33 protein-coding genes are annotated in these 24111 nt (G+C 70.3%); 26 read left to right on the forward strand and 7 right to left on the reverse strand.

Annotated features, from left to right (window positions below):
• Nucleotides 1–90 precede the first annotated feature (90 nt).
• Nucleotides 91–990 carry a glycine--tRNA ligase subunit alpha gene (locus tag LPN01_RS16245; protein WP_262829465.1) on the reverse strand — a complete coding sequence of 300 codons (900 nt, stop codon included), beginning with the start codon at nt 988–990 and terminating at the stop codon, nt 91–93.
• 95 nt (nt 991–1085) lie between these two features.
• Between LPN01_RS16245 and LPN01_RS16250 the strand changes: the two genes are divergently transcribed.
• The 8 genes from LPN01_RS16250 (at nt 1086) to LPN01_RS16285 (ending at nt 6342) form a co-directional block, all read left to right on the forward strand.
• Nucleotides 1086–1997, forward strand: a complete 912-nt coding sequence (locus tag LPN01_RS16250) for a TraB/GumN family protein (protein WP_262829466.1) — start codon at nt 1086–1088, stop codon at nt 1995–1997.
• 220 nt (nt 1998–2217) lie between these two features.
• Nucleotides 2218–2886 (forward strand): 50S ribosomal protein L25/general stress protein Ctc, encoded by a 669-nt coding sequence (locus tag LPN01_RS16255; RefSeq protein ID WP_262829467.1) that lies wholly within the window; start codon nt 2218–2220, stop codon nt 2884–2886.
• Nucleotides 2887–3084: 198 nt separating this feature from the next.
• Nucleotides 3085–3651, forward strand: coding sequence for an aminoacyl-tRNA hydrolase (gene pth / locus LPN01_RS16260; RefSeq protein WP_262829468.1), 567 nt, complete (start codon nt 3085–3087; stop codon nt 3649–3651).
• A 9-nt stretch (nt 3652–3660) separates the two neighbouring features.
• Nucleotides 3661–4263 (forward strand): TIGR02466 family protein, encoded by a 603-nt coding sequence (locus tag LPN01_RS16265; RefSeq protein ID WP_262829469.1) that lies wholly within the window; start codon nt 3661–3663, stop codon nt 4261–4263.
• Nucleotides 4264–4336: 73 nt separating this feature from the next.
• Nucleotides 4337–4666, forward strand: coding sequence for a 5'-nucleotidase (locus tag LPN01_RS16270; protein WP_262829470.1), 330 nt, complete (start codon nt 4337–4339; stop codon nt 4664–4666).
• Nucleotides 4667–4799: 133 nt separating this feature from the next.
• Nucleotides 4800–5105, forward strand: coding sequence for a glycine zipper 2TM domain-containing protein (locus LPN01_RS16275; RefSeq protein ID WP_262829471.1), 306 nt, complete (start codon nt 4800–4802; stop codon nt 5103–5105).
• A gap of 103 nt (nt 5106–5208) precedes the next feature.
• Nucleotides 5209–5634: an OsmC family protein gene (locus LPN01_RS16280; protein WP_262829472.1), complete on the forward strand. Its 426-nt coding sequence runs from the start codon at nt 5209–5211 to the stop codon at nt 5632–5634.
• A 117-nt stretch (nt 5635–5751) separates the two neighbouring features.
• Entirely contained in the window at nt 5752–6342 is a 591-nt protein-coding gene (locus LPN01_RS16285; protein ID WP_262829473.1) for a glycine zipper 2TM domain-containing protein, read from the forward strand.
• A gap of 61 nt (nt 6343–6403) precedes the next feature.
• On the opposite strand, the gene LPN01_RS16290 is transcribed toward LPN01_RS16285, so the two are convergent.
• On the reverse strand, nt 6404–6625 hold the full coding sequence (locus LPN01_RS16290) for a hypothetical protein (protein ID WP_262829474.1): 222 nt from the start codon (nt 6623–6625) through the stop codon (nt 6404–6406).
• 109 nt (nt 6626–6734) lie between these two features.
• On the opposite strand from LPN01_RS16290, the gene LPN01_RS16295 reads away from it, so the two are divergent.
• The 4 genes from LPN01_RS16295 to LPN01_RS16310 all read left to right on the forward strand — a co-directional run bounded on the left by LPN01_RS16295 (nt 6735) and on the right by LPN01_RS16310 (nt 10245).
• Nucleotides 6735–7466, forward strand: coding sequence for a hypothetical protein (locus tag LPN01_RS16295; RefSeq protein WP_262829475.1), 732 nt, complete (start codon nt 6735–6737; stop codon nt 7464–7466).
• Nucleotides 7467–7598: 132 nt separating this feature from the next.
• Complete coding sequence (locus LPN01_RS16300; RefSeq protein ID WP_262829476.1) at nt 7599–8690, forward strand: alpha/beta hydrolase family esterase; 1092 nt, start codon at nt 7599–7601, stop codon at nt 8688–8690.
• A 50-nt stretch (nt 8691–8740) separates the two neighbouring features.
• Nucleotides 8741–9124, forward strand: a complete 384-nt coding sequence (crcB, locus tag LPN01_RS16305) for a fluoride efflux transporter CrcB (RefSeq protein WP_262829477.1) — start codon at nt 8741–8743, stop codon at nt 9122–9124.
• Entirely contained in the window at nt 9121–10245 is a 1125-nt protein-coding gene (locus tag LPN01_RS16310) for an RluA family pseudouridine synthase (protein ID WP_262829478.1), read from the forward strand. Before crcB ends, LPN01_RS16310 begins: the two co-directional genes overlap by 4 nt.
• Nucleotides 10246–10390: 145 nt before the next feature.
• Here the strand turns inward: LPN01_RS16310 and LPN01_RS16315 are convergent, their stop codons facing one another.
• Together LPN01_RS16315 and LPN01_RS16320 are read right to left on the reverse strand one after the other, a co-directional pair.
• Entirely contained in the window at nt 10391–10810 is a 420-nt protein-coding gene (locus tag LPN01_RS16315) for a GNAT family N-acetyltransferase (RefSeq protein WP_262829479.1), read from the reverse strand.
• Entirely contained in the window at nt 10807–11292 is a 486-nt protein-coding gene (locus LPN01_RS16320; protein ID WP_262829480.1) for an SspB family protein, read from the reverse strand. The genes LPN01_RS16315 and LPN01_RS16320 overlap by 4 nt, the downstream gene beginning before the upstream one ends.
• Nucleotides 11293–11367: 75 nt before the next feature.
• Here LPN01_RS16320 and hisB point away from each other — a divergent pair, with 75 nt between their 5' ends.
• From hisB to LPN01_RS16370, 10 genes are all read left to right on the forward strand, one after another.
• Nucleotides 11368–11955 (forward strand): imidazoleglycerol-phosphate dehydratase HisB, encoded by a 588-nt coding sequence (hisB, locus tag LPN01_RS16325; protein ID WP_262829481.1) that lies wholly within the window; start codon nt 11368–11370, stop codon nt 11953–11955.
• Entirely contained in the window at nt 11952–12272 is a 321-nt protein-coding gene (locus tag LPN01_RS16330; RefSeq protein WP_262829482.1) for a YciI family protein, read from the forward strand. The genes hisB and LPN01_RS16330 overlap by 4 nt, the downstream gene beginning before the upstream one ends.
• A 10-nt stretch (nt 12273–12282) precedes the next feature.
• Nucleotides 12283–12888: an imidazole glycerol phosphate synthase subunit HisH gene (gene hisH / locus LPN01_RS16335; protein ID WP_262829483.1), complete on the forward strand. Its 606-nt coding sequence runs from the start codon at nt 12283–12285 to the stop codon at nt 12886–12888.
• 34 nt (nt 12889–12922) lie between these two features.
• Complete coding sequence (hisA, locus tag LPN01_RS16340; RefSeq protein WP_262829484.1) at nt 12923–13660, forward strand: 1-(5-phosphoribosyl)-5-[(5-phosphoribosylamino)methylideneamino]imidazole-4-carboxamide isomerase; 738 nt, start codon at nt 12923–12925, stop codon at nt 13658–13660.
• A gap of 499 nt (nt 13661–14159) precedes the next feature.
• Nucleotides 14160–14930 (forward strand): imidazole glycerol phosphate synthase subunit HisF, encoded by a 771-nt coding sequence (hisF, locus tag LPN01_RS16345; protein WP_262829485.1) that lies wholly within the window; start codon nt 14160–14162, stop codon nt 14928–14930.
• A gap of 38 nt (nt 14931–14968) precedes the next feature.
• Entirely contained in the window at nt 14969–15355 is a 387-nt protein-coding gene (locus tag LPN01_RS16350; protein ID WP_262829486.1) for an STAS/SEC14 domain-containing protein, read from the forward strand.
• Complete coding sequence (locus tag LPN01_RS16355) at nt 15352–15531, forward strand: hypothetical protein (protein ID WP_262829487.1); 180 nt, start codon at nt 15352–15354, stop codon at nt 15529–15531. The genes LPN01_RS16350 and LPN01_RS16355 overlap by 4 nt, the downstream gene beginning before the upstream one ends.
• Nucleotides 15532–15563: 32 nt before the next feature.
• Nucleotides 15564–15872: a phosphoribosyl-ATP diphosphatase gene (locus tag LPN01_RS16360; RefSeq protein WP_262829488.1), complete on the forward strand. Its 309-nt coding sequence runs from the start codon at nt 15564–15566 to the stop codon at nt 15870–15872.
• Nucleotides 15873–15883: 11 nt separating this feature from the next.
• Nucleotides 15884–16264 (forward strand): histidine triad nucleotide-binding protein, encoded by a 381-nt coding sequence (locus tag LPN01_RS16365; RefSeq protein WP_262829489.1) that lies wholly within the window; start codon nt 15884–15886, stop codon nt 16262–16264.
• Between the two features lie 124 nt (nt 16265–16388).
• On the forward strand, nt 16389–17924 hold the full coding sequence (locus LPN01_RS16370) for an amino acid permease (protein ID WP_262829490.1): 1536 nt from the start codon (nt 16389–16391) through the stop codon (nt 17922–17924).
• Nucleotides 17925–18200: 276 nt separating this feature from the next.
• Here the strand turns inward: LPN01_RS16370 and LPN01_RS16375 are convergent, their stop codons facing one another.
• The gene (locus LPN01_RS16375; RefSeq protein ID WP_262829491.1) at nt 18201–19196 is read right to left on the reverse strand and encodes an adenosine kinase; all 996 of its coding nucleotides are present in this window, start codon (nt 19194–19196) and stop codon (nt 18201–18203) included.
• Nucleotides 19197–19300: 104 nt separating this feature from the next.
• On the opposite strand from LPN01_RS16375, the gene LPN01_RS16380 reads away from it, so the two are divergent.
• Both LPN01_RS16380 and LPN01_RS16385 read left to right on the forward strand, forming a co-directional pair.
• Nucleotides 19301–19990, forward strand: a complete 690-nt coding sequence (locus LPN01_RS16380; RefSeq protein ID WP_262829509.1) for an EI24 domain-containing protein — start codon at nt 19301–19303, stop codon at nt 19988–19990.
• Entirely contained in the window at nt 19987–20349 is a 363-nt protein-coding gene (locus LPN01_RS16385; protein WP_262829492.1) for a hypothetical protein, read from the forward strand. Before LPN01_RS16380 ends, LPN01_RS16385 begins: the two co-directional genes overlap by 4 nt.
• 50 nt (nt 20350–20399) lie before the next feature.
• On the opposite strand, the gene LPN01_RS16390 is transcribed toward LPN01_RS16385, so the two are convergent.
• The gene (locus tag LPN01_RS16390; protein WP_262829493.1) at nt 20400–20813 is read right to left on the reverse strand and encodes a hypothetical protein; all 414 of its coding nucleotides are present in this window, start codon (nt 20811–20813) and stop codon (nt 20400–20402) included.
• Complete coding sequence (gene queG / locus LPN01_RS16395; RefSeq protein WP_262829494.1) at nt 20764–21894, reverse strand: tRNA epoxyqueuosine(34) reductase QueG; 1131 nt, start codon at nt 21892–21894, stop codon at nt 20764–20766. Before queG ends, LPN01_RS16390 begins: the two co-directional genes overlap by 50 nt.
• A gap of 35 nt (nt 21895–21929) precedes the next feature.
• On the opposite strand from queG, the gene LPN01_RS16400 reads away from it, so the two are divergent.
• Nucleotides 21930–22865 carry an ABC transporter ATP-binding protein gene (locus tag LPN01_RS16400; RefSeq protein ID WP_262829495.1) on the forward strand — a complete coding sequence of 312 codons (936 nt, stop codon included), beginning with the start codon at nt 21930–21932 and terminating at the stop codon, nt 22863–22865.
• On the forward strand, nt 22862–24103 hold the full coding sequence (locus LPN01_RS16405) for an ABC transporter permease (protein ID WP_262829496.1): 1242 nt from the start codon (nt 22862–22864) through the stop codon (nt 24101–24103). The genes LPN01_RS16400 and LPN01_RS16405 overlap by 4 nt, the downstream gene beginning before the upstream one ends.
• Nucleotides 24104–24111: the final 8 nt, after the last annotated feature.

The following is a 24111-nucleotide window of genomic DNA, read 5'->3' on the forward strand; positions in this document are numbered from 1 at the left end:
GGACGGGAGGGCGCTCGCCCGCACCCCATGTCTTCTCCGCGTCTCCGCGCCTCCGCGCGAAAACACCTTCTGCGAATCCGCACAGCGCCATCACGCCGCGTTCCAGTTCGGGAAACGGGCTTTCCAGCCCTCGGCGTTCTTGTCCATCCAGGCGCCGCATGCGCCCTTGGCGAGGTCGCGGACGCGGCCGATATAGGCCTGGCGTTCCGCGACCGAGATCACGCCGCGCGCCTGGAGCAGGTTGAAGGTGTGGCTGGCCTTGATCGCCTGTTCGTAGGCGGGGATCGGCAGGCCCGCGGCGAGGCTGTTCTCGCATTCCGCGGCGGCCTTGCGGAAGGCGTCGAACAGCGTCGCGGTGTCGGCGACCTCGAAATTCCACTTCGACATCTGGCGCTCGTTCTCGAGGAACACGTCGCCATAGGTGACGCCGCCGTCGTTGAACTTCAGGTCGTAGACGTTGTCGACGTCCTGGATATACATCGCCAGCCGTTCGAGTCCGTAGGTCAGCTCGCCCGCGACGGGCTTCATGTCGAAGCCGCCCATCTGCTGGAAATAGGTGAATTGCGTCACCTCCATGCCGTCGCACCAGACTTCCCAGCCCAGCCCCCAGGCGCCCAGCGTCGGCGATTCCCAGTCGTCCTCGACGAAGCGGATGTCGTGGCGCGTCATGTCGACGCCGATCGCGGCGAGGCTGCCGAGGTACAGGTCCTGCAGGTCGGCCGGCGAGGGCTTCAGGATCACCTGATACTGGTAATAATGCTGGAGCCGGTTGGGATTTTCGCCGTACCGGCCGTCGGTCGGCCGGCGGCACGGCTGGACGAAGGCGGCGTTCCACGTCTCCGGCCCGAGCGCGCGGAGCGTCGTCGCCGGATGGAAGGTGCCCGCGCCCATCTCCATGTCGTACGGCTGGAGGATCACGCAGCCCCGGTCGCTCCAGTAATCGTGGAGCGTCAGGATCATCTTCTGGAAGGAGAGCGGTGTGGCGGCCATTGCGCCAGCGGCTTTGGCGGATGAGACGGCGTCTAGCAAGTGGTGCGGCGCGGCATTAGGTACGGCGGGAGCGCAACAGCCGGACACGTCCCGACATGATACGAACCCTCGGTGCCGCCCTGTCGGCGGTCGCCCTCTGCCTCGCCCTTCCCGCCTGCGCGCAGCAGCCGGCGAAGCCCGCCGCGACGGCCTCGCTCGACGCCGATCCGGCGCTGTGGGTGGTGAGGGACAAGGACACGACGATCTACCTGTTCGGCACGATCCATGTGCTCAAGCCCGGCCTTACCTGGTTCGACGAGGCGGTGAAGGCGGCGTTCGACCGGTCGGCGGAGGTCAAGCTGGAGATCGTGATGCCCGACCCGGCGACGATGCAGGGACTGGTGCAGGCGAGCGGCGTCGCCGCGCCGGGCACGCCGCCGCTGACCCAGCGATTGCCGGTGGCCAAGCGCGCCGCCTTCACCAAGGCGGTGACCGACCTGGGCCTGCCCGCGAACGCGCTCGACCGCTACAAGCCGTGGCTGGCGGCGACGCAGCTGTCGGTCGCGCCGCTGTCGAAGCTCGGCTACGACAGCACCAACGGGCCGGAAGAGGTCATCACCGCGGCCGCGAAGCAGGCGAACAAGCCGCTGACCGGGCTGGAAACGCCCGAGCAGCAGCTCGGCTTCTTCGGCAGCCTGTCCGACACGGCGCAGCTCCAGTTCCTGGAAAGCACGATCGACGAGCTGCCCAAGCTGAACCAGCAGATGGCGGCGATGGTCGACGAATGGGCACGCGGCGACCCCGATGCGCTGGCGCGCGAGATGAACGACGAGCTGAAGAGCTCTCCGGAGGTCGCCAAGGTGCTGCTGACCGATCGCAACGCGCGCTGGGCGCAGTGGATCAGGCAGCGGCTGGCGACGCCGGGGACGGTGTTCATCGCGGTCGGTGCCGGGCACCTCGCGGGACCGGAATCGGTGCAGGCGCAGCTGGCGAAGCTGGGGGTGAAGGCGCAGCGGGTACGGTATTGAGTTCGTCGCGCTTGCCCTCACCCTTCGCCGGCTTCGCCGTCTTATCCCCTCTCCCGGCGGGAGAGGGAAGAGGCGCGCAGCGCCGATGGGGTGAGGACGGGGCGAGCCGACCGGTTGCGTTTTCCGCCCCTTTCCGCTAAGCGCGCCGGCTTCCGGCCATGGTCATCCCTGGAGGCGTGGCGCGGAAAGACACTAAAGCACGTTTCGGAAGGTTATCTGCATGAGCGACACCATTACGCTCGCAGCCGAGACGCGCGACCGGGTTGGCAAGGGAGCCTCCCGGGCGCTGCGTCGTGACGGCCGCGTCCCCGCCGTGATCTACGGCCAGAACAAGGAACCGACCTCGATCCATCTCGAGGAAAAGGCGCTGATGAAGGCGCTGATGACCGGTCACTTCATGAATTCCGTCATCATGGTCTCCGGCGAGCGCACGCTGCCGAAGGACGTGACCTTCCACCCCGTCACCGATCGTCCGGTGCACGTCGACTTCCTGCGCATCGGTGAGCACACCGAAGTGACCGTGGCCGTCCCCGTCGTGTTCGCCGACGAGGACGATTGCCCCGGCATCAAGCGCGGCAACGGCGTGCTCAACATCACGCGCCACGAGATCGAGCTGGTCGTCGACGCCGCCGACATCCCTTCGGAGATCACGATCTCGCTGAAGGGCAAGGAAATCGGCGATTCGATCCACATCAGCGACGTGGAGCTGCCCAAGGGTGCGAAGCCCGCGATCGAGGACCGCGATTTCGCGATCGCCACGATCGTGCCGCCGACCGTCCCGACCGCGCAGGACGAGGCACTCGAGGCCGAAGTCGCCGAGACGCAGGCCGCCGAGGCCGCTGCCGAGGCCGAGGCGACCGACGCCGAGGACGACACCAAGGAGGGCTGATCCCCTTCGTCGGACCGTTCGTGAAGGGGCAGGGTGGCGCAAGCTCCCCTGCCCCTTTCGGTTTGGGCGATCCCGCAGCGGTCGTCATCCCCGCGCTCACCGACACCCAATGACGTCAGCCAACATGGATCCCCGCCTCCGGGGGATGACAGATGTGGCTCGAAAGCGGTCGATGGGAATAAAACGAAGGACCACGCCATGCAGATCTGGGCCGGGCTCGGCAATCCGGGGCCGCAATATGCGATGCACCGGCACAACGTCGGCTTCATGGCGCTCGACCTGATCGCCGACATGCACGGCTTCGGCCCGGTCCGGAAGCAGTTCCTGGGCTGGACGCAGGAAGGGCGGATCGGCACGGACAAGGTGCTGCTGCTCAAGCCCGCGACGTTCATGAACGAAAGCGGCCGCGCGATCGGCGAGGCGTTGCGCTTCTACAAACTGGGTCCCGACGCGCTGACGGTGTTCCACGACGAGCTCGACCTGGCGCCGTTCAAGGTCAAGGTGAAGCGCGGCGGCGGCACCGCGGGGCATAACGGATTGCGCTCGACCGACCAGCATCTCGGCCCCGATTTCCGCCGGGTGCGGATCGGCATCGGCCATCCAGGGCACAAGGATCGCGTCACCGGATACGTGCTCGGCAACTACGCCAAGGCCGAGATGGACGACCTTTCCGACATGCTCGGCGCGATCGGGGCGGAGGCGCCGTGGCTCGCCGCGGGCGACGACGTGCGCTTCATGAACGACGTCGCGCTGCGATTGGGCTAGGACGGGCGCATGACGATCCGCACCCTCTTCGCGACGCGCTTCTACGAGGAAGACCTGGGCGACGACGCGCTGCTCGCCGAGCTGGAAGAGGCGTGCCTCGACCTCGCGCGGCAGGATCGCGCCGGCGTCGCTTGGTCGAAGGCGCATGGCTATCGCGGCTATACCTCCTATGCCTCGCTCGACGACCTGCCGGCGCGCGATCCGCGCTTCGGCGATCTGGTCCGGCTGCTCAACCGGCACGTCGCGCGCTTCGCGGAGGCGTGCGCCTTCGACCTCGGCGGGCGGCGGCTGAAGCTCGACAGCCTGTGGGTCAACGTCCTCAAGCCCGGCGGCGCGCATTCGGGGCATATCCATCCGCACAGCGCGGTCAGCGGCACGATCTATGTCGCCACCCCGCCGGGCGCCGGCGCGCTCAAGCTGGAAGATCCGCGACTGCCGATGATGATGGCGGCCCCGACCCGCCGCGCCGACGCCGGCGAGGATCACGCGACGTTCGTCTATGCCGAACCCCGGGCCGGCAGCGTCTTCCTGTGGGAAAGCTGGCTGCGGCACGAGGTCGTGCCCAATGCGGCCAAAGGCGAACGGATCAGCATCAGCTTCAACTATCGCTGATCCCGGGCCGCCGCGGATCCGCCTTCGCGCCGCCGCAATCGGACCCCAGCATGCGCCGATCGGAGGCGAGGCGATGCAAGCACGAATGGCCATGGCACTGGCGTTGCAGGCCGCGCCGGTCGCGGGACCACCGGTCCCCGCCGAACTGCGTCCCGCTCGGGCGCCCGCCCCCGCCGTCCCCTGCGGCAGCCGGGACGATGGTGGCGACATCGTGGTGTGCGCGCGCGCCAGGGACGCCGACCGGCTGCGCCCGGTCGCCGAGGGCACCTATGCGCGACGGCCGTTGCGCGCCGAGACCGGCGTGGCCGGCAAGCTGCGCGTGGCGGCGGAAGCGGAACAGGGCGTGCTGCCCAACGGCCAGAGCGCGCCGCGCGCGATGATGCGGCTCAAGCTGCCGTTCTGACCCGATGTGGGACATAACCGGCCCGCGCGGGGCCGGATCGTTTCCTGAACGGAACGTTGTTCGCCGTTCATGCAACCGCACTATGTTGAGCGACGTTAGCGCATCACAGGTTTTCAGAACGGAGTGAAATGACATGCGTAAGTTGATGCTCGCCATCGGGTGTGCCGCGATGGTCCTGCCGGCGACGATGGTCGTGCCGGTGTCGCAGGCCGGCGCGCAGCGGTATAAGTATCGCGAATGGCGTGACAATCGCGGCCGCGTCCGCTGCCGCAAGCCCGACGGCACCACCGGTGCGGTGGTCGGCGCGATCGGCGGCGCTCTGCTCGGCCGTACGGTCGATACGCGCGGCGACCGCACGGTCGGCACGCTGGGCGGCGCGGTCGCCGGCGGCCTGCTCGGTCGCGAGATCGATCGCGGCGGCAAGCGTCGCTGCCGCTGAGGCGGCACCGGCCATCGCCTTTTAGGTCAGGAGGGGCGTCGCGAGGAAACTCGCGGCGCCCCTTCTGCGTATGCCCCCGACATCAACACAGGAGACGATCGACATGGTGACCCGCAGCGCTTCGGCGAGCTACGCCGGCCTCGGCAAGGACGGCAAGGGCAAGATCTCGACCCAGTCGGGCGTGCTGACCGACGCCAATTACGGTTTCGGCACGCGGTTCGAGGACGGTCCCGGTACCAATCCGGAAGAGCTGATCGCCGCCGCGCATGCCGGCTGCTTCACGATGGCGCTGAGCTTCGCGCTGGCGGGCGCTGGCCATTCGCAGGGCGACCTCAGGACCAGCGCCAAGGTCACGCTCGACAAGGACGGCGACGGCTTCACGATCACCCGGTCGGCGCTGACCCTGAGCGGCCATGTCGAGGGGATCGACCAGGCAGAGTTCGAACGCATCGCCAACGAGGCGAAGGCCGGCTGCCCGGTATCGAAGGTGCTCAACTGCGACATCACGCTGGACACGACGTTCGGCTGATCGGCCGCGTGGCGGGCGGCCGCCTGTCGGGGTGGTGAACGCGACGTAGTTTGCCGTTCACGCAACTCCGCGGGCGGTCCGCTGGTTTGTCTGTTCACTTGGATCAAGGAGCAGATCATGCGTATCGCCTTCCTCACCGCCGCGCTGGCGGCCACGACCCTGACGGCGATCCCCGCCGGCGCGCAGGACACGCGCCGCGAGGCGGACCGCGAATATCGCGACCAGGTGCGCGATGCGCGCCAGGACTATCGCCGCGACGTCCGCGATGCCGATTCGCGTCGCGACGTGCGCGACGCCCGCCGCGAATATCGCGACGAGGTGCGGGATGCGCGCCAGGACCGCCGCGGCGACCTGCGCGATATCCGGCAGGACCGGCGCGACGACTGGCGCCAGTATCGCAACTACGACTACAATCGCCTGCCGCGCGGCCAGCGCGCCTATTTCGCGGACAATTACTATCGTGACGGCCGCTATTACCAGCCGCGCCAGCTCGGTCGCAACGACCGCATCTATCGCGGCAACAACGGCCGTTATTATTGCCGACGCAACGACGGCACGACCGGCCTGATCGTCGGCGGGCTGGCGGGCGGTGCGCTCGGCAACGTCATCGCGGGCGGTGGTTCGCGGCTGCTGGGCACGCTGATCGGCGCGGGCGGCGGCGCGCTGCTCGGCCAGTCGGTCGACCGCGGCAACGTCGTCTGCCGCTGATCCTGCGATAGCGACGTGCGGGAGGCCCGGCAGCGATGCCGGGCCTCTTCGCACGTCGGGATCAGATGATGCCGCCACCCAGGCTGAGCCGGATCGCGAAGATCACAATCAGCACGAGGTTGAGGTTGCGGCCGGAATTGCTGGACGACATCGCGCCGACGGCGGCCCCGACGATCCCGATCGGGATGACCAGCCAGTTCATCCAACCGAGCAACGGAACGAAGGCGACGAGTCCCAGCACCAAGGTGACGAGGCCGATCGCGACGGAAATGATGTTGAGCATGCCGGATACATGGTCGCTGCCCCGGCGCCCGACAAGCGACGCGACTGTGACGTTACGTTAACCACGTCGGCGGATGCCGCCTTAACCCGCCGCGGCGCATCATCTGCCGGTGACCGTTTCCCGCCTTCGCCTTTCGCCGCTGCTGCCCGTCCTGATGCTCGTCGCGGGCTGTGGCTCGCCGGCGCCGTCGCAGCAGGATCTCGACGGCCTTGACCGCGAACTGGCCGATGCGACCGGCGGCAACCGCCGCGACCCCGCATTGACCGCCGCCCTGGCCGACCAGATCATGGTCGATCCCGCACTGGCGCAGAGTGCGAACGCGACCGTCGTGCGCCCGCCGAGCCGCCCCGATCCGCTGGCCATGCCGCCCGAACCGGTGGCGCCGCGGCCCGACCGCGTCACCGCCGCCGACCTGACGCCCACCCCTGCCGCGCGCGGCGCGTGCCGGGCATGCCGCAACGCCGATGGCGCGCTGACGCTCGGCGAACTCGCCGCCCGCGAGGCCGCCGCCACCGCCGGCTGCGCGCGCGATGTCTCCTATTCCGCGGGCTGGGCGAATCGACTGCCCGCGGCGCTGCCGCTCTATCCCGATGCGCGCGTGCGCGAGGCGGCGGGCAACGACGCCTGCGGCTTGCGCGTCGTCAGCTTCGCGAGCGCGGCGCCGGTCGGCCGTATCCTCGACTGGTATACGGCGCGCGCGCGCCGTGCCGGCTATTCCGTCGAGCATCAGGCGTCGGGCGGACAGCACGTATTGGGCGGGACGCGCGGCGAATCGGCCTATGTCGCCTATGTCACCGCCGCACCCTCTGGCGGCAGCGCGATCGATCTCGTGGTGCGCTGAGCACCGCCGCCACGCACCATGACCGGCACCGCAGGGCACGGGATCGCTTGCCTTCCCGCGGCCGCGCCCCATATTGTGCAGCGCAACATCGAGACGTCCACCGGCGATCCTGATCCTTAGTGGAGTGCACGCATGCGACGTTTGTCTGACACGATCGGCCGGCTGGCCGCGCCGCGCGGCGGCCCAGATCCGATGGCGGCGGCCGGCCCCGATCGTCTCGCCGACCTGCCCGCGTTCGGACGCAACCCCGGCAATCTGCGCGCGCGCACCTACGTCCCCGCCTCGATCGCCGCGCGTCCGGCGCTGGTGGTGGTGCTGCACGGCTGTACGCAGACCGCCGCCGGCTACGACAGCGGATCGGGCTGGTCGCGGCTCGCCGACGAGCGCGGCTTCGTGCTGCTGTTCGCCGAGCAGAAGAGCGCGAACAACCCCAACCGCTGTTTCAACTGGTTCGCGCCCGAAGACGTCAGCCGCGATCATGGCGAGGCGCAGTCGATCCGCGAAATGATCGCGGCAGTCGTCGCGCTGCACGACGTCGATCCCGCCCGGATCTTCTGCACCGGGCTGTCGGCGGGCGGCGCGATGACCGCGGTGATGCTTGCGACCTATCCCGAGCTGTTCGCCGGTGGCGCGGTCATCGGCGGCCTGCCGTTCGGCACCGCCAGCGGCGTCGTCCAGGCACTCGACCGGATGCGCGGCCACAACATGCCGGGCGATGCCACGCTGGCGACGCTGGTCCGCGACGCGTCGGCGCATGCGGGCGCCTGGCCGACGCTGTCGGTCTGGCACGGCGATGCCGACGCGACCGTCGACGATGCCAATGCCGATGCGATCCTGACCCAGTGGCGCGCGCTGCATGGCGTGTCGGGCGCCCCCGACACGCACGACGGCGGCGGCGACCGCCACCGCATCTGGCGCGATCGCGGCGGGCGTGCGGTGGTCGAGGATCATCGCATCGCCGGGATGGGCCACGGCACGCCGATCGCGACGCGCGGGCCCGAGGCGTGCGGCACGGCCGGCGCGTTCATGCTCGACGTCGGCGTGTCCTCGACGCGTCGCATCGCCGCCTTCTGGGGAATCGCCCCGGCCGTCGCCGACGCGCCCGCCGTCCCGGAACCGACGCCGAGGCCGGCGCGGCTGCGCCCCGAGCCACAGCGGCTGGAGCCGGCCGGCGTCGGGGCGGTCATCAACGACGCGCTGCGCGCCGCCGGGCTGCTGCGGTAAGGCGCCGCACCGCATTCCCCTCCGCCCGTTTGTGCTCTAGGGCGAAATCCATGCCTCTTCTTTTCGTCATGATCGGCGGTGCCCTCGGCTCCGGCGCGCGGTTCCTGACCGGCCGCGCCACGCTGGCGCTGTTCGGTCCGCTCTTTCCCTACGGCACGCTGGCCGTGAACCTGATCGGCGGGCTGCTGATGGGCGTGCTGACCGGCCTGCTCGCACGCGCCGGCGTGGCGGGGGAGCCGTGGCGGCTGTTCCTGGGCATCGGCGTGCTCGGCGGGTTCACCACCTTTTCCTCGTTCAGCCTCGACGTCGTCGGCATGATCGAACGCGGCGCGGCCGGTGCCGCGCTATGCTATGTGCTGGTGTCGGTGATCGGATCGGTGCTGGCGCTGTTCGCCGGGCTGATGCTGACGCGCGGCGGAGGAACGCTGGCATGAGCGATACGAAGGACCAGGGCATCCGCCAGTTCAACGTCGGCTATGACGACGACGGCATCCGCCTCGACCGCTGGTTCAAGCGGCATCTGCCCGACACCAGCTTCACCACCGTCGCCAAATGGGCACGCACCGGCCAGCTGCGCGTCGACGGATCGCGCGCCACGCCGGGCGACCGGATCAAGGCCGGCCAGACGCTGCGCGTTCCCCCGCCCGAGCCGGAGATCAAGGACGAGGCCGGCGTCCCCGTTCCCCGCCCGCAGCGCGAGCGCGTCGCGCTGAGCGAGGACCAGATCGCGTTCGCGCGCGAGATGGTGATCCACAAGGATTTGCAGGCGCTGGTGCTCAACAAGCCGCCGGGCCTCGCGACCCAGGGCGGCACCAAGACGACCGAGCATGTCGACGGCCTGCTCGACGCGCTGCAATATGACGCGGAAGGACGGCCCAAGCTCGTCCATCGCCTCGACAAGGACACCTCGGGTGCGCTGCTCGTCGCGCGGACCAGCCGCGCCGCCGCATTCTTCGCCAAGGCGTTTTCGGGGCGGACCGCGCGCAAGGTCTATTGGGCGCTGATCGTCGACGTGCCGTCGATCGAGGACGGCGTCATCGACCTGCCGATCGCCAAGCAGCCGGGCACCGGCGGCGAGAAGATGCACGTCGACGAGGAAAACGGCCAGGCGGCGCGCACCCGCTATCGCGTGATCGAGCGCGCCGGCAATCGTTGTGCCTGGGTCGAGCTGCAACCCTTCACTGGGCGGACCCACCAGCTGCGCGTGCATATGGCCGCGATTGGCCATCCGATCGTCGGCGACGGCAAATACGGCGGTGCCGCCGCGTTCCTGACCGGCGGGATCAGCCGCAAGATGCACCTGCACAGTCGCCGCCTGCGTGTCGACCATCCCGACGGCGGCAGCATCGACGAGACGGCGGGCCTGCCGACGCACTTCGCCGAAAGCCTCGCCACGCTGGGCTTCGACGAGGCGAAGGGCGACGCGATGCCGTTCGAGGAGCCCAAGAAGGGGCCGCCGCCCAAGGCGGTGCTGAAGCAGCGCGCCAAGGCGCATGCCAAGTCGATGCGCAAGGAGCATCGCGGCGAGCGGCGCCGGCGCGGCAGCAAGGACTGACGCATCGGACGGTGGTGGTTCCGGACGCCGGCAACGATGCCCGCCTTTGCAGCCGCTCGGGCGGGGCCGGATTGCGGGAATCCCTGCCGGCCGGGCGATGCCCCCGCCGGACCGGGCGCTGTCGGGCGCCGCACCCGGATGCCGGTCAGTCGATCCGCTTGCACAGGAAGAATCGCGCCTCGCCCGGCGGATAGTCGTCGATGCGGCCGACGCAGCGATAGCCGAGCCGTTCGTAGAAGCCGCGCGCCTGGAAGCTAAACGTGTCGAGCCACAGGCCGACGCAGCCCAGCCGCCGCCCCTCCGCTTCGGCCGCGTGCATCAGCTCGCGGCCCCGCCCCAGCCCGCGCATCGATTCGGGGACGACCAGATATTGCACGAACAGCCAGCGATAGCCGGCCGTGCCCCACAGGCCGCCGACGATCGCGCCGGCGGCATCGCGGATCACGATCGCGACCGTATGCCGCTCGGTCGCGCCGACCGCGGCGTCGTTGAACGCGACCAGCGGCGCGAGGATCGCCTGACGCTCCGCCTCGCCGGGCGTGGCGACGACCTCCACCGGGGTCACTTCTTGCGCTTGAAATCCACGCTGACGACGTTCGACCCGTCCGCCGCGGGGGTGACCGCGGGACCGTCGTTCTCCGCCTCGTCGTGCGGTTCGGGGCCGTCGCTCGGATCCTCGGTCGCCTGGAAGCGCAGTTCGAAATTGACCGCGGGATCGTGGAACCCGGTGATCGCCGAATAGGGGATGACCAGCTTCGAGGGCACCTGGTTGAAGCTGAGGCCGACGGAGAACTTCCGCTCGTCGACCAGCAGGTCCCAATAGCGGTTCTGGAGGACGATCGTCATTTCGTCCGGAAAGCGTTCGATCAGCCGCTGCGGGATGTCGACGCCGGGCGCCTGCGTCTTGAACGTGATGTAGAAATGATGCTCGCCGGGCAGGCCGCCCGATTCGGCGACGGAGCCGAGCACGCGGCCGACGACGGCACGCAGCGCCTCCTGGACGATCTCGTCATACGGGATCAGGCTATCGGGCAGTCCGTCGGTCATTCCCCTTGGGTAGCGCACTCACCGGGCCGGTCAAGATTGTGCGTGACGCCGCACGCTTCTATGGGGCGAACCGACATGCGCACCGCCACCATCAACCGCTCCACCGCCGAAACGCGGATCGACGTCACCGTCAACCTGGACGGGACCGGCGCCTATCGCATCCGCACCGGCATCGGCTTCCTCGACCATATGGTCGAGCAGCTCTCGCGCCACGGGCTGATCGACATCGACCTGACGGTCGAGGGCGACCTTCATATCGACGGCCACCACACGGTCGAGGATTCGGCGCTGGCGCTGGGCCAGGCGGTGGCGAAGGCGCTGGGCGACAAGCGCGGCATCCGCCGCTACGGCGACGCGCTGAGCCCAATGGACGAGACGCTGACCCGCGTCGCGCTGGACATTTCGGGCCGGCCCTGGCTGGTGTGGAAGACCGCCTTCACCGTGTCGCGGCTGGGGGAACTCGACACCGAGCTGATCGAGCACTGGTTCCACAGCTTCGCGCAGACCGCCGGCATCACGCTGCACGTCGAGACGCTGTACGGCAGCAACAACCACCATATCGTCGAGGCCGCGTTCAAGGGGCTGGCGCGGGCGCTGCGCGCGGCGGTCGAGATCGATCCGCGCAAGGCGGACGCGATCCCGTCGACCAAGGGCGTGCTGTGAGCGAACCCTTCGCCCGCCCCGGCACCGCGATGTGCGTGGTGTCGCTGACCTATGGCGCCGATCTCGACGCGATCGACGCGGCAATGGGCGCGCACGTCGCCTGGCTGGGCGCCGCCTATGCCGAGGGGCGGCTGGTCGCGTCGGGGCGCAAGCGCCCGCGCACCGGCGGCATCGTCATCGCGATCGGCAGCCGCGACGAGGTGGAGGCGCTGGTCGCCACCGATCCGTTCGTGGCGGGCGGCCTCGCCACTGCCGAGGTGGTGGCGTTCACCGCGAGCATGGCGGCGCTGCCGCTCGCCGACCTGCTGTCGTCGTGAGCCCACGGCCATGACCATCGCGCTGATCGACTATGGCGCGGGCAACCTGCATTCGGTGGAGAACGCGCTGCGCGCCGCCGGGGCGACCGGCCTGTCCGTCACCGCCGACCCGGACGTCGTCGCGCGGGCCGACCGGATCGTCCTGCCCGGCGTCGGCGCGTTCGGCGCCTGTGCCGCCGCGCTGCGCGGCGTGCCGGGGATGGTGGAGGCGATGGAGCGCCGCGTCCGTGCCGAGGGCGCGCCGTTCCTCGGCGTGTGCGTCGGCATGCAGCTGATGGCCGAGGCGGGCGAGGAGATGGGCGAGCATCGCGGGCTCGGCTGGGTGCGCGGCCGCGTCCGCCGGCTCGCGCCCGGCACCCCCGACGCGCGCGTGCCGCACATGGGCTGGAACGACGTCGTGCCCCGCGGCGACCATCCACTGGTGCCCGCGGGCGAGGCCTATTTCCTGCACAGCTACGCCTATGACGGCGCGGACGTCATCGCCACCACCGATCACGCCGGCCCGGTCACCGCGGCGATCGCGCGCGACACGATGCTGGGCGTGCAGTTCCACCCCGAAAAGAGCCAGCGCTACGGCCTGGCGATGCTCGAAAGGTTTCTCGCATGGCGGCCCTGAGCCCGATCGTATCTTCCCGGCGCGGGGGGATGTCGTGAGCCTGATCGTCTTCCCCGCCATCGACCTGAAGGGCGGGCAGGTCGTCCGCCTGGCGGAGGGCGATATGGACCGCGCGACCGTCTATGGCGACGACCCCGCGCATCAGGCGACGCTGTTCGCCGACGCGGGCGCGCGGCATCTGCACGTCGTCGACCTCGATGGCGCCTTCGCGGGCGAATCGGTCAACGGCGACGCGGTACGCGCGATCGTCGAGCGGTTTCCCGGCCACGTCCAGCTGGGCGGCGGCATCCGCAACCGCGACAGCGTCGAACGCTGGTTCGACCTCGGCGTGTCGCGCGTCGTCATCGGCACCGCGGCGCTGGAGGATCCCGAATTCGTCCGCGGCGCGGCGCGCGACTTTCCGGGCGGCGTCGTCGTCGCGGTCGATGCGCGCGACGGCATGGTCGCGACCAAGGGCTGGGCCGAGGTATCGACCACCAGCGTCGTCGACCTTGCCCGCCGGTTCGAGGATGCGGGCGTCGCCGCGCTGCTGTTCACCGACGTCGGCCGCGACGGCCTGCTGAAGGGCTGCAACGTCGAGGCGACGGTCGACCTGGCGCGGGCGGTGTCGATCCCGGTGATCGCCAGCGGCGGGGTAAAGGGCATCGCCGAGATCCACGTGCTGGCGCTCCACGTCCGCGACGGGGTGGAGGGCGTCATCACCGGCCGGGCGCTGTACGACGGCCGCCTCGACCTCGCCGCGGCGCTGGAAGTAGCGCGGGCGGCGGCATGAGGTTCGCGCGATGGCGCGACGGCGCGACGAGCGGGTTTTGGCGCGCAGAGGCGCGGAGGACGCAGAGGGTATCCGACCAGCGCGCAGCGCCGTCATCATGGCCGGATCGCGGATCGGCACGTGACCAGTGGCGCGGCCGGTTTTCGCCGGAAACCTCTGCGCCCTCCGCGCCTCTGCGCGCAACTATCCGACGGCGCCCTCGACGCTCGTCTCGCCCTTGCAACGGTGTTCCATGCGGCGCCCGCGAAGGCATGATGTTCGCGCAAAGGTGCGAAGGCGCGAAGAGCGGGTTTTGGCGCGCAGAGGCGCGGAGGACGCAGAGGGAGCGCACTCTGCGCGCAGCGCCGTCATCCTCCCCTGATCGCGGATCGGCGAGTGACCGCCAGCGCGGCCGGTTTCGACCGGGGGCCCCTGCGTCCTCCGCGCCTCTGCGCGCCGAAATCCTTCTTCCCCGCGTCTCCGCGCCTCCGTGTGCGACCCCCGTCTCCGGGCCGAAAACATGACAGTCCGGGCCCGCGTGATCCCCTGCCTCGACGTCGCCAACGGCCGCGTCGTGAAGGGCGTCAACTTCGTCGAACTGCGCGATGCCGGCGATCCGGTCGAGCAGGCGCGCGCCTATGACGCGGCGGGAGCGGACGAGCTCTGCTTCCTCGACATCACCGCATCGCACGAGGACCGCGGCACGATCCTCGACGTCGTGCGGCGGACCGCGGCGGTGTGCTTCATGCCGCTGACCGTCGGCGGCGGGGTGCGCAGCGCCGACGACGCGCGCGCGCTGCTGCTCGCGGGCGCGGACAAGGTCGCCGTCAATTCGGCCGCCGTCACCCGGCCGGAGGTGGTCGGCGACATCGCCGCACGTTTCGGCAGCCAGTGCTGCGTCGCATCGGTCGACGCGCGGCGCAGCGGCGATGGGTGGGAGGTGTTCACCCACGGCGGCCGCCGCCCGACCGGGATCGACGCGGTCGCGCACGCGGTCCGCCTCGCCGAGCTGGGCGCGGGCGAATTGCTCGTCACCTCGATGGACCGCGACGGCACGCGCAGCGGCTACGACCTCGACCTGATCCGCGCGATCGCGGAGCGGGTGCCCGTGCCGGTGGTCGCGAGCGGGGGCGTCGGCGGGCTCGACGACCTCGTCGCCGGCATCCGCGACGGGCATGCGAGCGCGGTCCTCGCCGCCTCGATCTTCCACTTCGGCGAGGCGAGCGTCGCCGATGCGCATGCCGCGCTGGCGGCGGCGGGGATACCGGTCCGGCGACCGGTCGCGGCTTAGCGCTTCGGCAACCCCCGCCGGGCTAGACCGCGGGCGCCATGTACGCGATCGAATTCGACCACGCCCTCAACCTCGTCGACATCCGCTGGACCGGGCTGTTCGACGAACCGACCGTCGCCGCCTATGCCGACGAACTGCTCCGCCGCTTCCGCACCGAGGGGTTCCGGCCCGGCTATCGCCTGTCGATGGACATGAGCGGCTGTACGGTGCAGCCGGCGATCGCCGCCGCCGCGATCCACGCCCGGCTCGGCACCTTCCCGCGGGCGAGCCGCATCGCCATCGTCACCGCCAGCGCGATCACGCGGATGCAGGTGCGCCGGTTCATGACCCAGCCGTACCTGCGCCTCTTCGATTCGGCCGTCGACGCCCGCCGCTGGCTGGTATGCGACGATATCGGGGAACGCGACGAGGAACGGGCGGCATGATCGTCGTGCACGCCGGCAGCGTCGCGGGCGGGCACAGCGGCGTCGTGCATCGCCGCACCGGGCCGGAGGCCTCGGACTTCGCGCTGTTCATCGTCGCTGGGGTAGCCCTCTGGATCGTCCGCCGCGCGCTGCGCCGGCGCTTCGCGCGGACCGGTGAAATGTCCGCGGAGGATTGACCCCTCCCCCGCTCCCGCGCCAAGCGGGGGCCATGGACCCGCTCGACCGCCTGGAAGCCACGATCCGCGCCCGCCGCGCCGCCGCCGATGCCGGCGATTCCTACGTCGCCAGCCTGTTCGCGAAGGGACGCCCCAAGATCGCGCAGAAGGTCGGCGAGGAAGCGACCGAGACGGTGATCGCCGCACTCGCCGCGCCCGACACGCTGGCGTCGGAGGCCGCCGACCTCGTCTTCCACCTGCTGGTGCTGCTCGCCGATGCCGGGCTGGGGCTGGACGACGTCCGCGCCGAGCTCGCCCGGCGCGAGGGCGTGTCGGGCCACGCCGAAAAAGCCTCCCGCTGAAAGGACGTCCGATGCCGATCGATGCGACGCTGCCCTACGACGACCAGAACGTCTTCGCGAAGATCCTGCGCGGCGAAATCCCGTCGCGGCGCGTCTACGAGGACGAGCACGCGGTCGCCTTCCACGACATCGCGCCGGTCGCGCCGGTGCATATCCTGGTCGTGCCGCGCGGCGCCTACGTCTCCTGGGACGATTTCGGCGAACGCGCGTCGGAGGCGGAGATCGCCGGGTTCGTGCGCGCGGTCGGCCGGGTCGCGCGCGACCACGGACTGGTCGCGCCGGGATATCGCCTGCTCGCCAACATCGGCGGCGACGGCGGGCAGGAAGTGCCGCACCTGCACGTCCATCTGTTCGGCGGGCGGCCGCTGGGGCCGATGCTGGCGACGGCGTGACGCCCCGCCGCCGCGGCCCGAACCACGATAGGGGATTGCGCCTGCCCCAATAGCGGTTAGCATCGCGCGCTTCACCATGCGGCGGCGCGTTCAAGGACCGTCCGTATCTGGGGGGATACGCTACATGATATTCGGGCGCGTCAAGTCACTCGACGCCATTCTCGCCACGGCCGAAAAACGCGGCCTGCACCGTTCGCTCGGTGCGTTCCAATTGACCATGCTCGGAATCGGCGCCGTCATCGGCACCGGCATCTTCGTCCTCACCTCCGAAGCCGCGCAGAAGGCGGGGCCGGGCATGATGATATCGTTCATCATCGCCGGTTTCGTCTGCGCGGTCGCGGCGCTCTGCTATTCCGAACTCGCCTCGATGGTGCCGGTCGCCGGCTCCGCCTACACCTATACCTATGCCGTGATGGGCGAACTGCTCGCCTGGATGGTCGGCTGGGCGCTGATCCTCGAATATGCCGTCGGCGCCTCCGCGGTCGCGGTCGGCTGGTCGGGCTATATGGTCGGGCAGCTGCGCAACCTGCTCGGGGTCGAGGTGCCGATGGAATGGGTCAACGGCCCGTCGGCCGGCGGCTACATCAACCTGCCGGCGGTCATCATCTCCGGCCTCGTCACCTGGCTGCTGGTGATCGGCACGACCGAAAGCGCGCGGGTCAACGCGATCCTCGTCTGCATCAAGGTCGCCGCGCTGACGCTGTTCATCGCGCTGTCGCTGCCGGTCATGAACATGGACCATTTCGAACCACTGATGCCGACCGGCTTTTCGGGCGTCGCCGGCGCCGCGGCGTCGATCTTCTTCGCCTATGTCGGCTTCGATGCGGTGTCCACCGCCGCGGAGGAGACCAAGAACCCGCAGCGCAACGTGCCGATCGGCCTGATCGCGAGCCTGGGCTTCTGCACGATCTTCTACCTGCTCGTCTCGGCGGGTGCGATCGGCTCGCCGCTCGGCGCGCAGCCGGTCCGCGATGCCGCGGGCACGCTGCTGTCGCCGGGTACGTCGGAACTCGCCGACCGCTGCCGTGCGATCGTCGCCGGTGGCGCGCTCGAGCCGCTGTCGTGCTCGCGCGAGGCGCTGGCGCACGTGCTGCGCACGATCGGCTGGGTGCAGATCGGCAATCTGATCGGCCTCGCCGCGACGCTGGCGTTGCCGTCGGTCGTGCTGATGATGATGTTCGGCCAGACGCGCGTGTTCTTCACCATGGCCCGCGACGGCCTGCTGCCGACCAAGCTCGCCTCGATCCACCCGAAGTATCGCACGCCGCATGTCGTGACGATCGTCACCGGCATCGCCACCACGCTCGCCGCGGCGTTCCTGCCGGTCGGCAAGCTCGCCGATTATTCCAATTCGGGAACGCTGTTCGCCTTCCTGATGGTGGCGATTTCGGTGCTGGTGCTGCGCAAGGTCGATCCGGACCGCAAGCGGCCGTTCCGCACGCCGTTCATCTGGTTCGTCGCACCCGCGGCGATCCTGGGGTGCCTGTACCTCTATTTCTCGCTGCCGCTGCTGGCGATCCTGGTCCTGCCGGGCTGGGGCCTGATCGGCCTGCTGATCTACTTCGGCTATAGCCGCAGCCGGTCATACGTCGGTCGCGGCATCAGCGACGTGGTCGACGACCCCGCCATGCAGCCGGAAGTGTCGAAGCCGCTGAATTGAGGTTCGGTTGGCGAATGTGAAGGGGCCGGTGGAGCGATCCCCCGGCCCTTTTTCGATTCACGCGAAGACGTTCGGTTCACGCGAAGACGCGAAGACGCGAAGGGGGGGGCACCCGGGCCGCAGGCCCCGCCTCCATTAGCGATGAAAGGGCGTCAGCTTCTCGCCGGGCGCGCGCTCTTCGCGTCTTCGCGCCTTCGCGCGAACTATCCCGCCGCCCTCTCCAGCATGACGGATGCGCCGTCCTCTCCCTCTCCCGCCGGGAGAGGGAGGCATGGGTCACAGCTTGGTGGCGACCAGCGCCTTGAGGTCGACGTTGGGGCGGGCGCCGAAGTGGCTGATGATCTCCGCCGCGCAGATCGCGCCGAGCTTCAGCGACTGTTCCAGCGTCTTGCCCTGCGCCTGGCCGTGCAGGAACCCCGCCGCGAACAGGTCGCCCGCGCCGGTGGTGTCGACCACCTGCGCGATCGGTTCGGCCGCCACCTCGGCGCGGGACCCGTGCTGGATCGCGCACGCGCCCGCCGGGCCGCGCGTCACCACCAGCGTCGGCACCAGCGCCGCCAGCTTCGCGACCGCCGCGTCGAAATCCTCGGTTTCGGCGAGCGCGGTCAGCTCGTTCTCGTTGGCGAACAGGATGTCGATCAGGCCGTCGGCGATCAGGTTCCGGAAGTCGCCGCCGTGGCGACCGATGCAGAATACGTCGGACAGGGTGAAGGCGACCCGGCGCCCGGCCTTGCGCGCCGCCTCGATCGCCGCACGCATCGCAGCCCGCGGCTCCTCGGGATCCCACAGATAGCCTTCGAGATACAGGATCGCCGCATCCTCGATCACCGACAGGTCCAGCGCCGCCGCCGGCAGGAACTGCGACGCGCCGAGATAGGTGTTCATCGTCCGCTGCCCGTCGGGCGTGACGAAGATCAGGCAGCGCGCGGTGGTCGGCTGGCCGGGACGCGCCGCGGTGGCGAAATCGACGCCGGCGGCGCGGATGTCGTGCGCGAACACGTCGCCGAGCTGGTCGTCGGCGACCTGGCCGATGAAGGCGGTGCGGCCGCCGAGTGCGGCGATGCCGGCGACGGTGTTGGCGGCGGACCCGCCCGACACCTCGCGCCCCGGGCCCATCTTGGCATAGAGCGCGTCGGCATCCTCGGGCGAGAACATCAGCTGCATCGACCCCTTGGCGACGCCGATCGAATCGATGAAGGCGTCGTCGGCCTGCGAGAGCACGTCGACGATCGCGTTGCCGATCGCGACCACGTCAAATTTGGGCTGGGACAAGGGCGGAAGCTCCAAGAAAACAAACGCCGTCCCTAGAGGCGCGGCGACGGCGGCGCAACGTGCCGGCGGTTGACGGCGGCCGCCGCCGGGGCCACCGCGGCACGATGCTGCGCGCCTTCGTCCTGACCATCGGCCAGCTCGGCGACCGGACGGTGCTGGGCGTGCTGGTCAAGTCGTTGCTGGCGACGCTCGCGGTGTTCGGCGCGCTGGGGTTCGGCCTCTATCTCGGCCTGCGGTCGATGGCGGATACCTGGATCGGGCCGGACCATGCCGGCGGGCTCGCCGGCGCCGCGGCGGTCGTGCTGCTGGCGCTGGGCGCATGGCTGCTGTTCCGCGTCGTCGCCATCGCGGTCGTCGGCCTGTTCGCGGACGAGATCGTCGCCGCGGTCGAGGCACGCCATTATCCCGCCGCGCATGCCGTCGCGCGCCCGGTCGGGCCGTTGCGCTCGGCGCGGATGGGGCTCGCCTCCGCGGGCCGCGCCTTGCTGGTCAACCTGCTGATGCTCCCCGTCTATCTGGCGCTGCTGGTCACCGGCATCGGGCCGGCGGTCGCCTTTTTTCTCGTCAACGCCTGGCTGCTCGGCCGCGACCTCGGCGAGATGGTCGCCAGCCGCCACATGGACGATGCGACGATGCGGGGCTGGCGCAAGGCGACGCGGGGGCGGCGCATGGCGCTGGGGCTTGTCGGCACCGGGCTGTTCGTGGTTCCGCTCGTCAACCTGCTGGCGCCGATCGTCGGGGCGGGCATGGCGACGCACCTGTTCCACGCGTCGACGGGGGGAAAGCGCGCGTGAAGGCACTGGCAGCGATCGGACTGGCCCTGGCGATCGGCGGCTGCGCCGCGCCCGGCAGCGTCGCGCCGCCGGTCGGCCGCACCGTGATTCCCTACACGAGCGCCGGGCTGGAGCGCGTGCTCGGCCAGGACGCCGCCGCGCTGACGCAATTGTTCGGCCAGCCCGACGCCGACGTCCGCGAAGGCACCGCGCGAAAGCTCCAGTTCGCCGGCCCGATCTGTGTCCTCGACGCCTATCTCTACCCCAAGGACGGCGCCACGCCGCGCGTCACCTATCTCGACGCGCGCGAACCCGACGGCAGCACGATCGACCGCGCCAGCTGCGTCGCGGCGCTGACCCGGCGCGACGGGGGAAGATAGGCGCTTGCGGGGATGGTCCGCACTTGCCGGGAGCGCCTGTGCCTGACAGCCTATTCCGGTAAGTCAGCCGACCCCACGTCCTCGATGGAAACGATCCGGTCGGCTAGAATCTGGCCGTGCCAGTAACCCATATGGCCGTATCCGCCGCCGATGTCCGGTTTCGGTACGATAGGGGACCGCCAGCCGTCGAGCGTCACGCGATACGCGCGGTCGTAAAAGCGGCGAAAATCGCGCGGCACCTCGGTGCGATCGTCGATCTCGAACCACGGCGCGTCGCGGCGATTGCGGGTGTCCTCGATCCGCTGCGCGCCTTCGATGAAGACCGACCCCTCGAAATAATTGATCCAGATCCCGGAGATGCGCCGCGCCGGCGTCTTCTCGACGCAGGCGCGTCCGCAGCGAACGGGAATCGGATCAGGTGGCGGGAGGACCGTTCCGTGCAGAGGCAGCGCCTGAAGCAGCATCCATGTCCACGGCATCGCATCGCCCCCCTGTACCCGCCAGACGCGCAAGCGCCCATCGCGCCGCATCCTGCACCACCGCATCGTCGTCGTGCAACAGCGGCGCCAGTGCCGCGACCAGCGCCGGGTCGCCGCTGTTGCCCGCGGCGATGGCGGCGTTGCGGACCATGCGGTTGCGGCCGATGCGCTTGATCGGCGATCCGGCGAAGACCTGGCGGAACCCCGCATCGTCGAGCGCGAGCAGGTCGGCGAGCGCCGGCGCGGTCAGCTCGGCGCGGGGCTGGAACGCGATGTTCGCCGCCGCCGATGCGGCGAACTTGTTCCACGGGCACACCGCGAGGCAATCGTCGCAGCCGTAGATGCGGTTGCCGATCGCAGCGCGGAATTCGTCCGGGATCGGTCCGGCATGCTCGATCGTCAGGTAGGAGATGCAGCGGCGCGCATCGAGCCGGTAGGGCGCCGGAAAGGCATCGGTCGGGCAGGCGCGCTGGCAGGCGTCGCACGATCCGCAGCTGTCGCGTCCGGGCACATCGGGCGCGAGGTCGAGCGTGGTGTAGATCGCGCCGAGGAACAGCCAGCTGCCGTGGTCGCGGCTGACCAGGTTGGTGTGCTTGCCCTGCCAGCCCAGCCCCGCCGCCTCGCTCAGCGGTTTTTCCATCACCGGCGCGGTGTCGACGAACACCTTGAGGTCGCAGCCCGCCTCCTGCGCCAGCCAGCGGCCGAGCGCCTTCAGCGCGCGCTTGACGACGTCATGGTAATCGCCGCCCTGCGCATAGACGGAGATGCGGCCGACATCGCCCTGCCCCGCCAGCCGCAGCGGATCGGCGGCGGGGGCGTAGCTCATGCCCAATGCGATCACGCTGCGCACCTCGGGCCACAGGCCGGCGGGCGCGCCGCGGTGATGGCTGCGCTCCTCCATCCAGATCATGTCGCCGTGCAGCCCGCCGTCGAGCCATTCGCGCAGCCGCGCGGCACTCCGCGGCGCCGCATCGGCGCGGGCGATGCCGGCGGCGACGAAGCCGAGTTCGGCCGCCTTCGCCTTGATCCGCGCCTCGATGCCGGGTTGCTGCTTGTCTTCGGCCACGTCGCCCCGCTACCACAACCGGCGAACGGGGATAAATGGTGACATCGAACGAGGCGGCGGTGTTCGCCGAACATCTGGTCAAGCGCTTCGGCGAGCGGCGCGTGGTGGACGGCGTCGACCTGTCGGTGCCGCGCGGCGCGATCTATGGTGTGCTCGGCCCCAATGGCGCGGGCAAGACGACGACGCTGCGCACCGTGCTGGGCATCATCGAACCCGACGAGGGGCGCCGGTCGGTGCTGGGCCATTTCTCGCCGCGCGAGGCGAGCGACCGCGTCGGCTACCTGCCCGAGGAGCGCGGCCTGTATCCGTCGATGAAGGCGCGCGACGCGATCGCCTTCATGGGGGCGCTGCGCGGCCTCGATCGCCGCACCGGCCGCGCCCGCGCCGCCGAGATGATGGAGGCCGCCGGGCTGGGCCATGCCGTCGACGCCAAGATCAAGACCCTGTCGAAGGGGATGGCGCAGCTCGTCCAGCTGCTGGGATCGATCGTCCACCGCCCCGACCTGCTGGTGCTCGACGAACCGTTCAGCGGCCTCGATCCGGTCAACCAGGAAAAGCTGGAGGCGCTGATCCTCGCCGAGCGCGACCGCGGCGCGACGGTGCTGTTCTCGACGCACATCATGGCGCATGCCGAGCGGGTATGCGACAGGCTGGCGATCATCGCGGGCGGCAAGCGCCGGTTCGAAGGCACGGTGGACGCCGCGCGCGGCACGCTGCCCAGCCGGGTGCGCTACCTGCCGACGCGGCCCGATCCGGCGATCGCCGCGATCCTGCCGCACGACGCCCGGCCCGACGGCAGCGCCGGCGACGGCTGGCGGTTCCAGCTGCCCGACGAGGGGATCGAGGGGCTGCTGGTGACGCTGATCGACCGCGGATACGGCATCGCGGGTCTGTCGATCGAACGCCCCAGCCTCCACGACGCGTTCGTGCGCATCGTCGGGCGCGACGCCGCCGGGGAGCAGGACGCATGAACAACGCCACCCGCACGCTGCGCCAGGCGCTCACCATCGCGCGGCGCGACTTCATCGCGACGGTGTTCACGCCCATCTTCCTGCTGTTCCTGTTCGCGCCGGTCATCATGGGATCGTTCGGGGCGGTCGGCGGGATGGGCGCGGCGAGCGTCGCCGACGGCCGCGCCGACAAGGCCCGGATCGTCGCCATCGTCCCGGACGCCGCGGCGCGCACGATCGCGGAGGCGGACACGCGGTTGCGCGCCGTCTTCCGCCGCGACGAGGAGGCGCCCCCGGCGCTCGTCACGCTCCGCCCCGCCGGCGATCCGGCGGCACAGGCGCGCGCCGCCTTCTCGGCGAAGGACTATGACGCGAGCGCGGTGCTGTACGGCCCGCTCGAGCGGCCGCAGGTCCTGTACGGCCCGCGCGGCCGGCGCGCCGCCGATTATCTGGGGCTGCTCGCCGCCGACACGCTCGCCGCCGGGCGGCTCGACGGGGCGCTGCCGCGCGTCACCGCGGTACAGACCGCGATGGCCGGGTCCGCCGCCGCGGGCGACAACCGCCGCCAGTCCGCCTCGTTCGCGGTGTTCGGCGTCTTCCTGCTCAACCTGTTCCTCGCCAGCCAGGTGGTCGGCACGATGGCGGAGGAGCGCAACAACAAGGTGATCGAGGTGCTCGCCGCCGCGGTGCCGCTGGAAAGCGTGTTTCTGGGCAAGCTGCTCGGCATGTTCGGCGTCGCGATCCTGTTCGTCTGTTTCTGGGGCACGATCATCGCGCAGCTCGGCATGCTGTTGCCGCCGCAAGTGGCGTCGGCGCTGGCGATCCAGGCGGCAGTGGGGATGCCGGCGTTCGTCGCGCTGTTCGTGACCTATTTCACCATGGCCTATCTGTTGCTGGGGTCGGCGTTCCTCGTCGTCGGCGCGCAGGCATCGACTCCGCGCGAGATCCAGATGCTCGCGCTGCCCATCTCGATCCTGCAGATGGGGATGCTGGCGCTGGCGCTCGCCGGCACCGCGCGGCCGGACAGCTGGCTGGCCGTCCTTGCCCAGATGTTCCCACTGTCGTCGCCGTTCGCGATGGCCGGACGCGCCGCGACGTCTCCGACGCTGTGGCCGCATGTCGCGGCGATCGCATGGCAATTGCTGTGGGTGACGATCTTCATCACGCTCGGCGCGCGCCTGTTCCGCCGCGGCGTCCTGCAATCGGGCAGCGCACGGCCGTTCTGGAAGCGCGGACGGCGCGCCGACATCCCCAATTGACATAGGTG

It is taken from the genome of Sphingomonas sp. A2-49, from assembly GCF_025548555.1.
Classification (GTDB): domain Bacteria; phylum Pseudomonadota; class Alphaproteobacteria; order Sphingomonadales; family Sphingomonadaceae; genus Sphingomonas.

Bases quoted from the DNA above. Each gene is read 5' to 3' on its own strand.
- LPN01_RS16365 (WP_262829489.1), top strand. From the start codon at position 15,884: ATGCCGATCGATGCGACGCTGCCCTACGACGACCAGAACGTCTTCGCG.
- LPN01_RS16355 (WP_262829487.1), top strand. From the start codon at position 15,352: ATGATCGTCGTGCACGCCGGCAGCGTCGCGGGCGGGCACAGCGGCGTC.
- hisF (WP_262829485.1), top strand. From the start codon at position 14,160: ATGACAGTCCGGGCCCGCGTGATCCCCTGCCTCGACGTCGCCAACGGC.
- LPN01_RS16405 (WP_262829496.1), top strand. From the start codon at position 22,862: ATGAACAACGCCACCCGCACGCTGCGCCAGGCGCTCACCATCGCGCGG.
- LPN01_RS16250 (WP_262829466.1), top strand. From the start codon at position 1,086: ATGATACGAACCCTCGGTGCCGCCCTGTCGGCGGTCGCCCTCTGCCTC.
- LPN01_RS16300 (WP_262829476.1), top strand. From the start codon at position 7,599: ATGCGACGTTTGTCTGACACGATCGGCCGGCTGGCCGCGCCGCGCGGC.
- hisH (WP_262829483.1), top strand. From the start codon at position 12,283: ATGACCATCGCGCTGATCGACTATGGCGCGGGCAACCTGCATTCGGTG.
- LPN01_RS16270 (WP_262829470.1), top strand. From the start codon at position 4,337: ATGCAAGCACGAATGGCCATGGCACTGGCGTTGCAGGCCGCGCCGGTC.
- LPN01_RS16255 (WP_262829467.1), top strand. From the start codon at position 2,218: ATGAGCGACACCATTACGCTCGCAGCCGAGACGCGCGACCGGGTTGGC.
- LPN01_RS16360 (WP_262829488.1), top strand. From the start codon at position 15,564: ATGGACCCGCTCGACCGCCTGGAAGCCACGATCCGCGCCCGCCGCGCC.
- LPN01_RS16290 (WP_262829474.1), bottom strand. From the start codon at position 6,625: ATGCTCAACATCATTTCCGTCGCGATCGGCCTCGTCACCTTGGTGCTG.
- LPN01_RS16400 (WP_262829495.1), top strand. From the start codon at position 21,930: ATGGTGACATCGAACGAGGCGGCGGTGTTCGCCGAACATCTGGTCAAG.
- LPN01_RS16285 (WP_262829473.1), top strand. From the start codon at position 5,752: ATGCGTATCGCCTTCCTCACCGCCGCGCTGGCGGCCACGACCCTGACG.
- LPN01_RS16280 (WP_262829472.1), top strand. From the start codon at position 5,209: ATGGTGACCCGCAGCGCTTCGGCGAGCTACGCCGGCCTCGGCAAGGAC.
- crcB (WP_262829477.1), top strand. From the start codon at position 8,741: ATGCCTCTTCTTTTCGTCATGATCGGCGGTGCCCTCGGCTCCGGCGCG.
- hisB (WP_262829481.1), top strand. From the start codon at position 11,368: ATGCGCACCGCCACCATCAACCGCTCCACCGCCGAAACGCGGATCGAC.
- LPN01_RS16320 (WP_262829480.1), bottom strand. From the start codon at position 11,292: ATGACCGACGGACTGCCCGATAGCCTGATCCCGTATGACGAGATCGTC.
- LPN01_RS16245 (WP_262829465.1), bottom strand. From the start codon at position 990: ATGGCCGCCACACCGCTCTCCTTCCAGAAGATGATCCTGACGCTCCAC.
- LPN01_RS16310 (WP_262829478.1), top strand. From the start codon at position 9,121: ATGAGCGATACGAAGGACCAGGGCATCCGCCAGTTCAACGTCGGCTAT.
- LPN01_RS16350 (WP_262829486.1), top strand. From the start codon at position 14,969: ATGTACGCGATCGAATTCGACCACGCCCTCAACCTCGTCGACATCCGC.
- LPN01_RS16265 (WP_262829469.1), top strand. From the start codon at position 3,661: ATGACGATCCGCACCCTCTTCGCGACGCGCTTCTACGAGGAAGACCTG.
- LPN01_RS16370 (WP_262829490.1), top strand. From the start codon at position 16,389: ATGATATTCGGGCGCGTCAAGTCACTCGACGCCATTCTCGCCACGGCC.
- LPN01_RS16390 (WP_262829493.1), bottom strand. From the start codon at position 20,813: ATGCTGCTTCAGGCGCTGCCTCTGCACGGAACGGTCCTCCCGCCACCT.
- pth (WP_262829468.1), top strand. From the start codon at position 3,085: ATGCAGATCTGGGCCGGGCTCGGCAATCCGGGGCCGCAATATGCGATG.
- LPN01_RS16275 (WP_262829471.1), top strand. From the start codon at position 4,800: ATGCGTAAGTTGATGCTCGCCATCGGGTGTGCCGCGATGGTCCTGCCG.
- LPN01_RS16380 (WP_262829509.1), top strand. From the start codon at position 19,301: ATGCTGCGCGCCTTCGTCCTGACCATCGGCCAGCTCGGCGACCGGACG.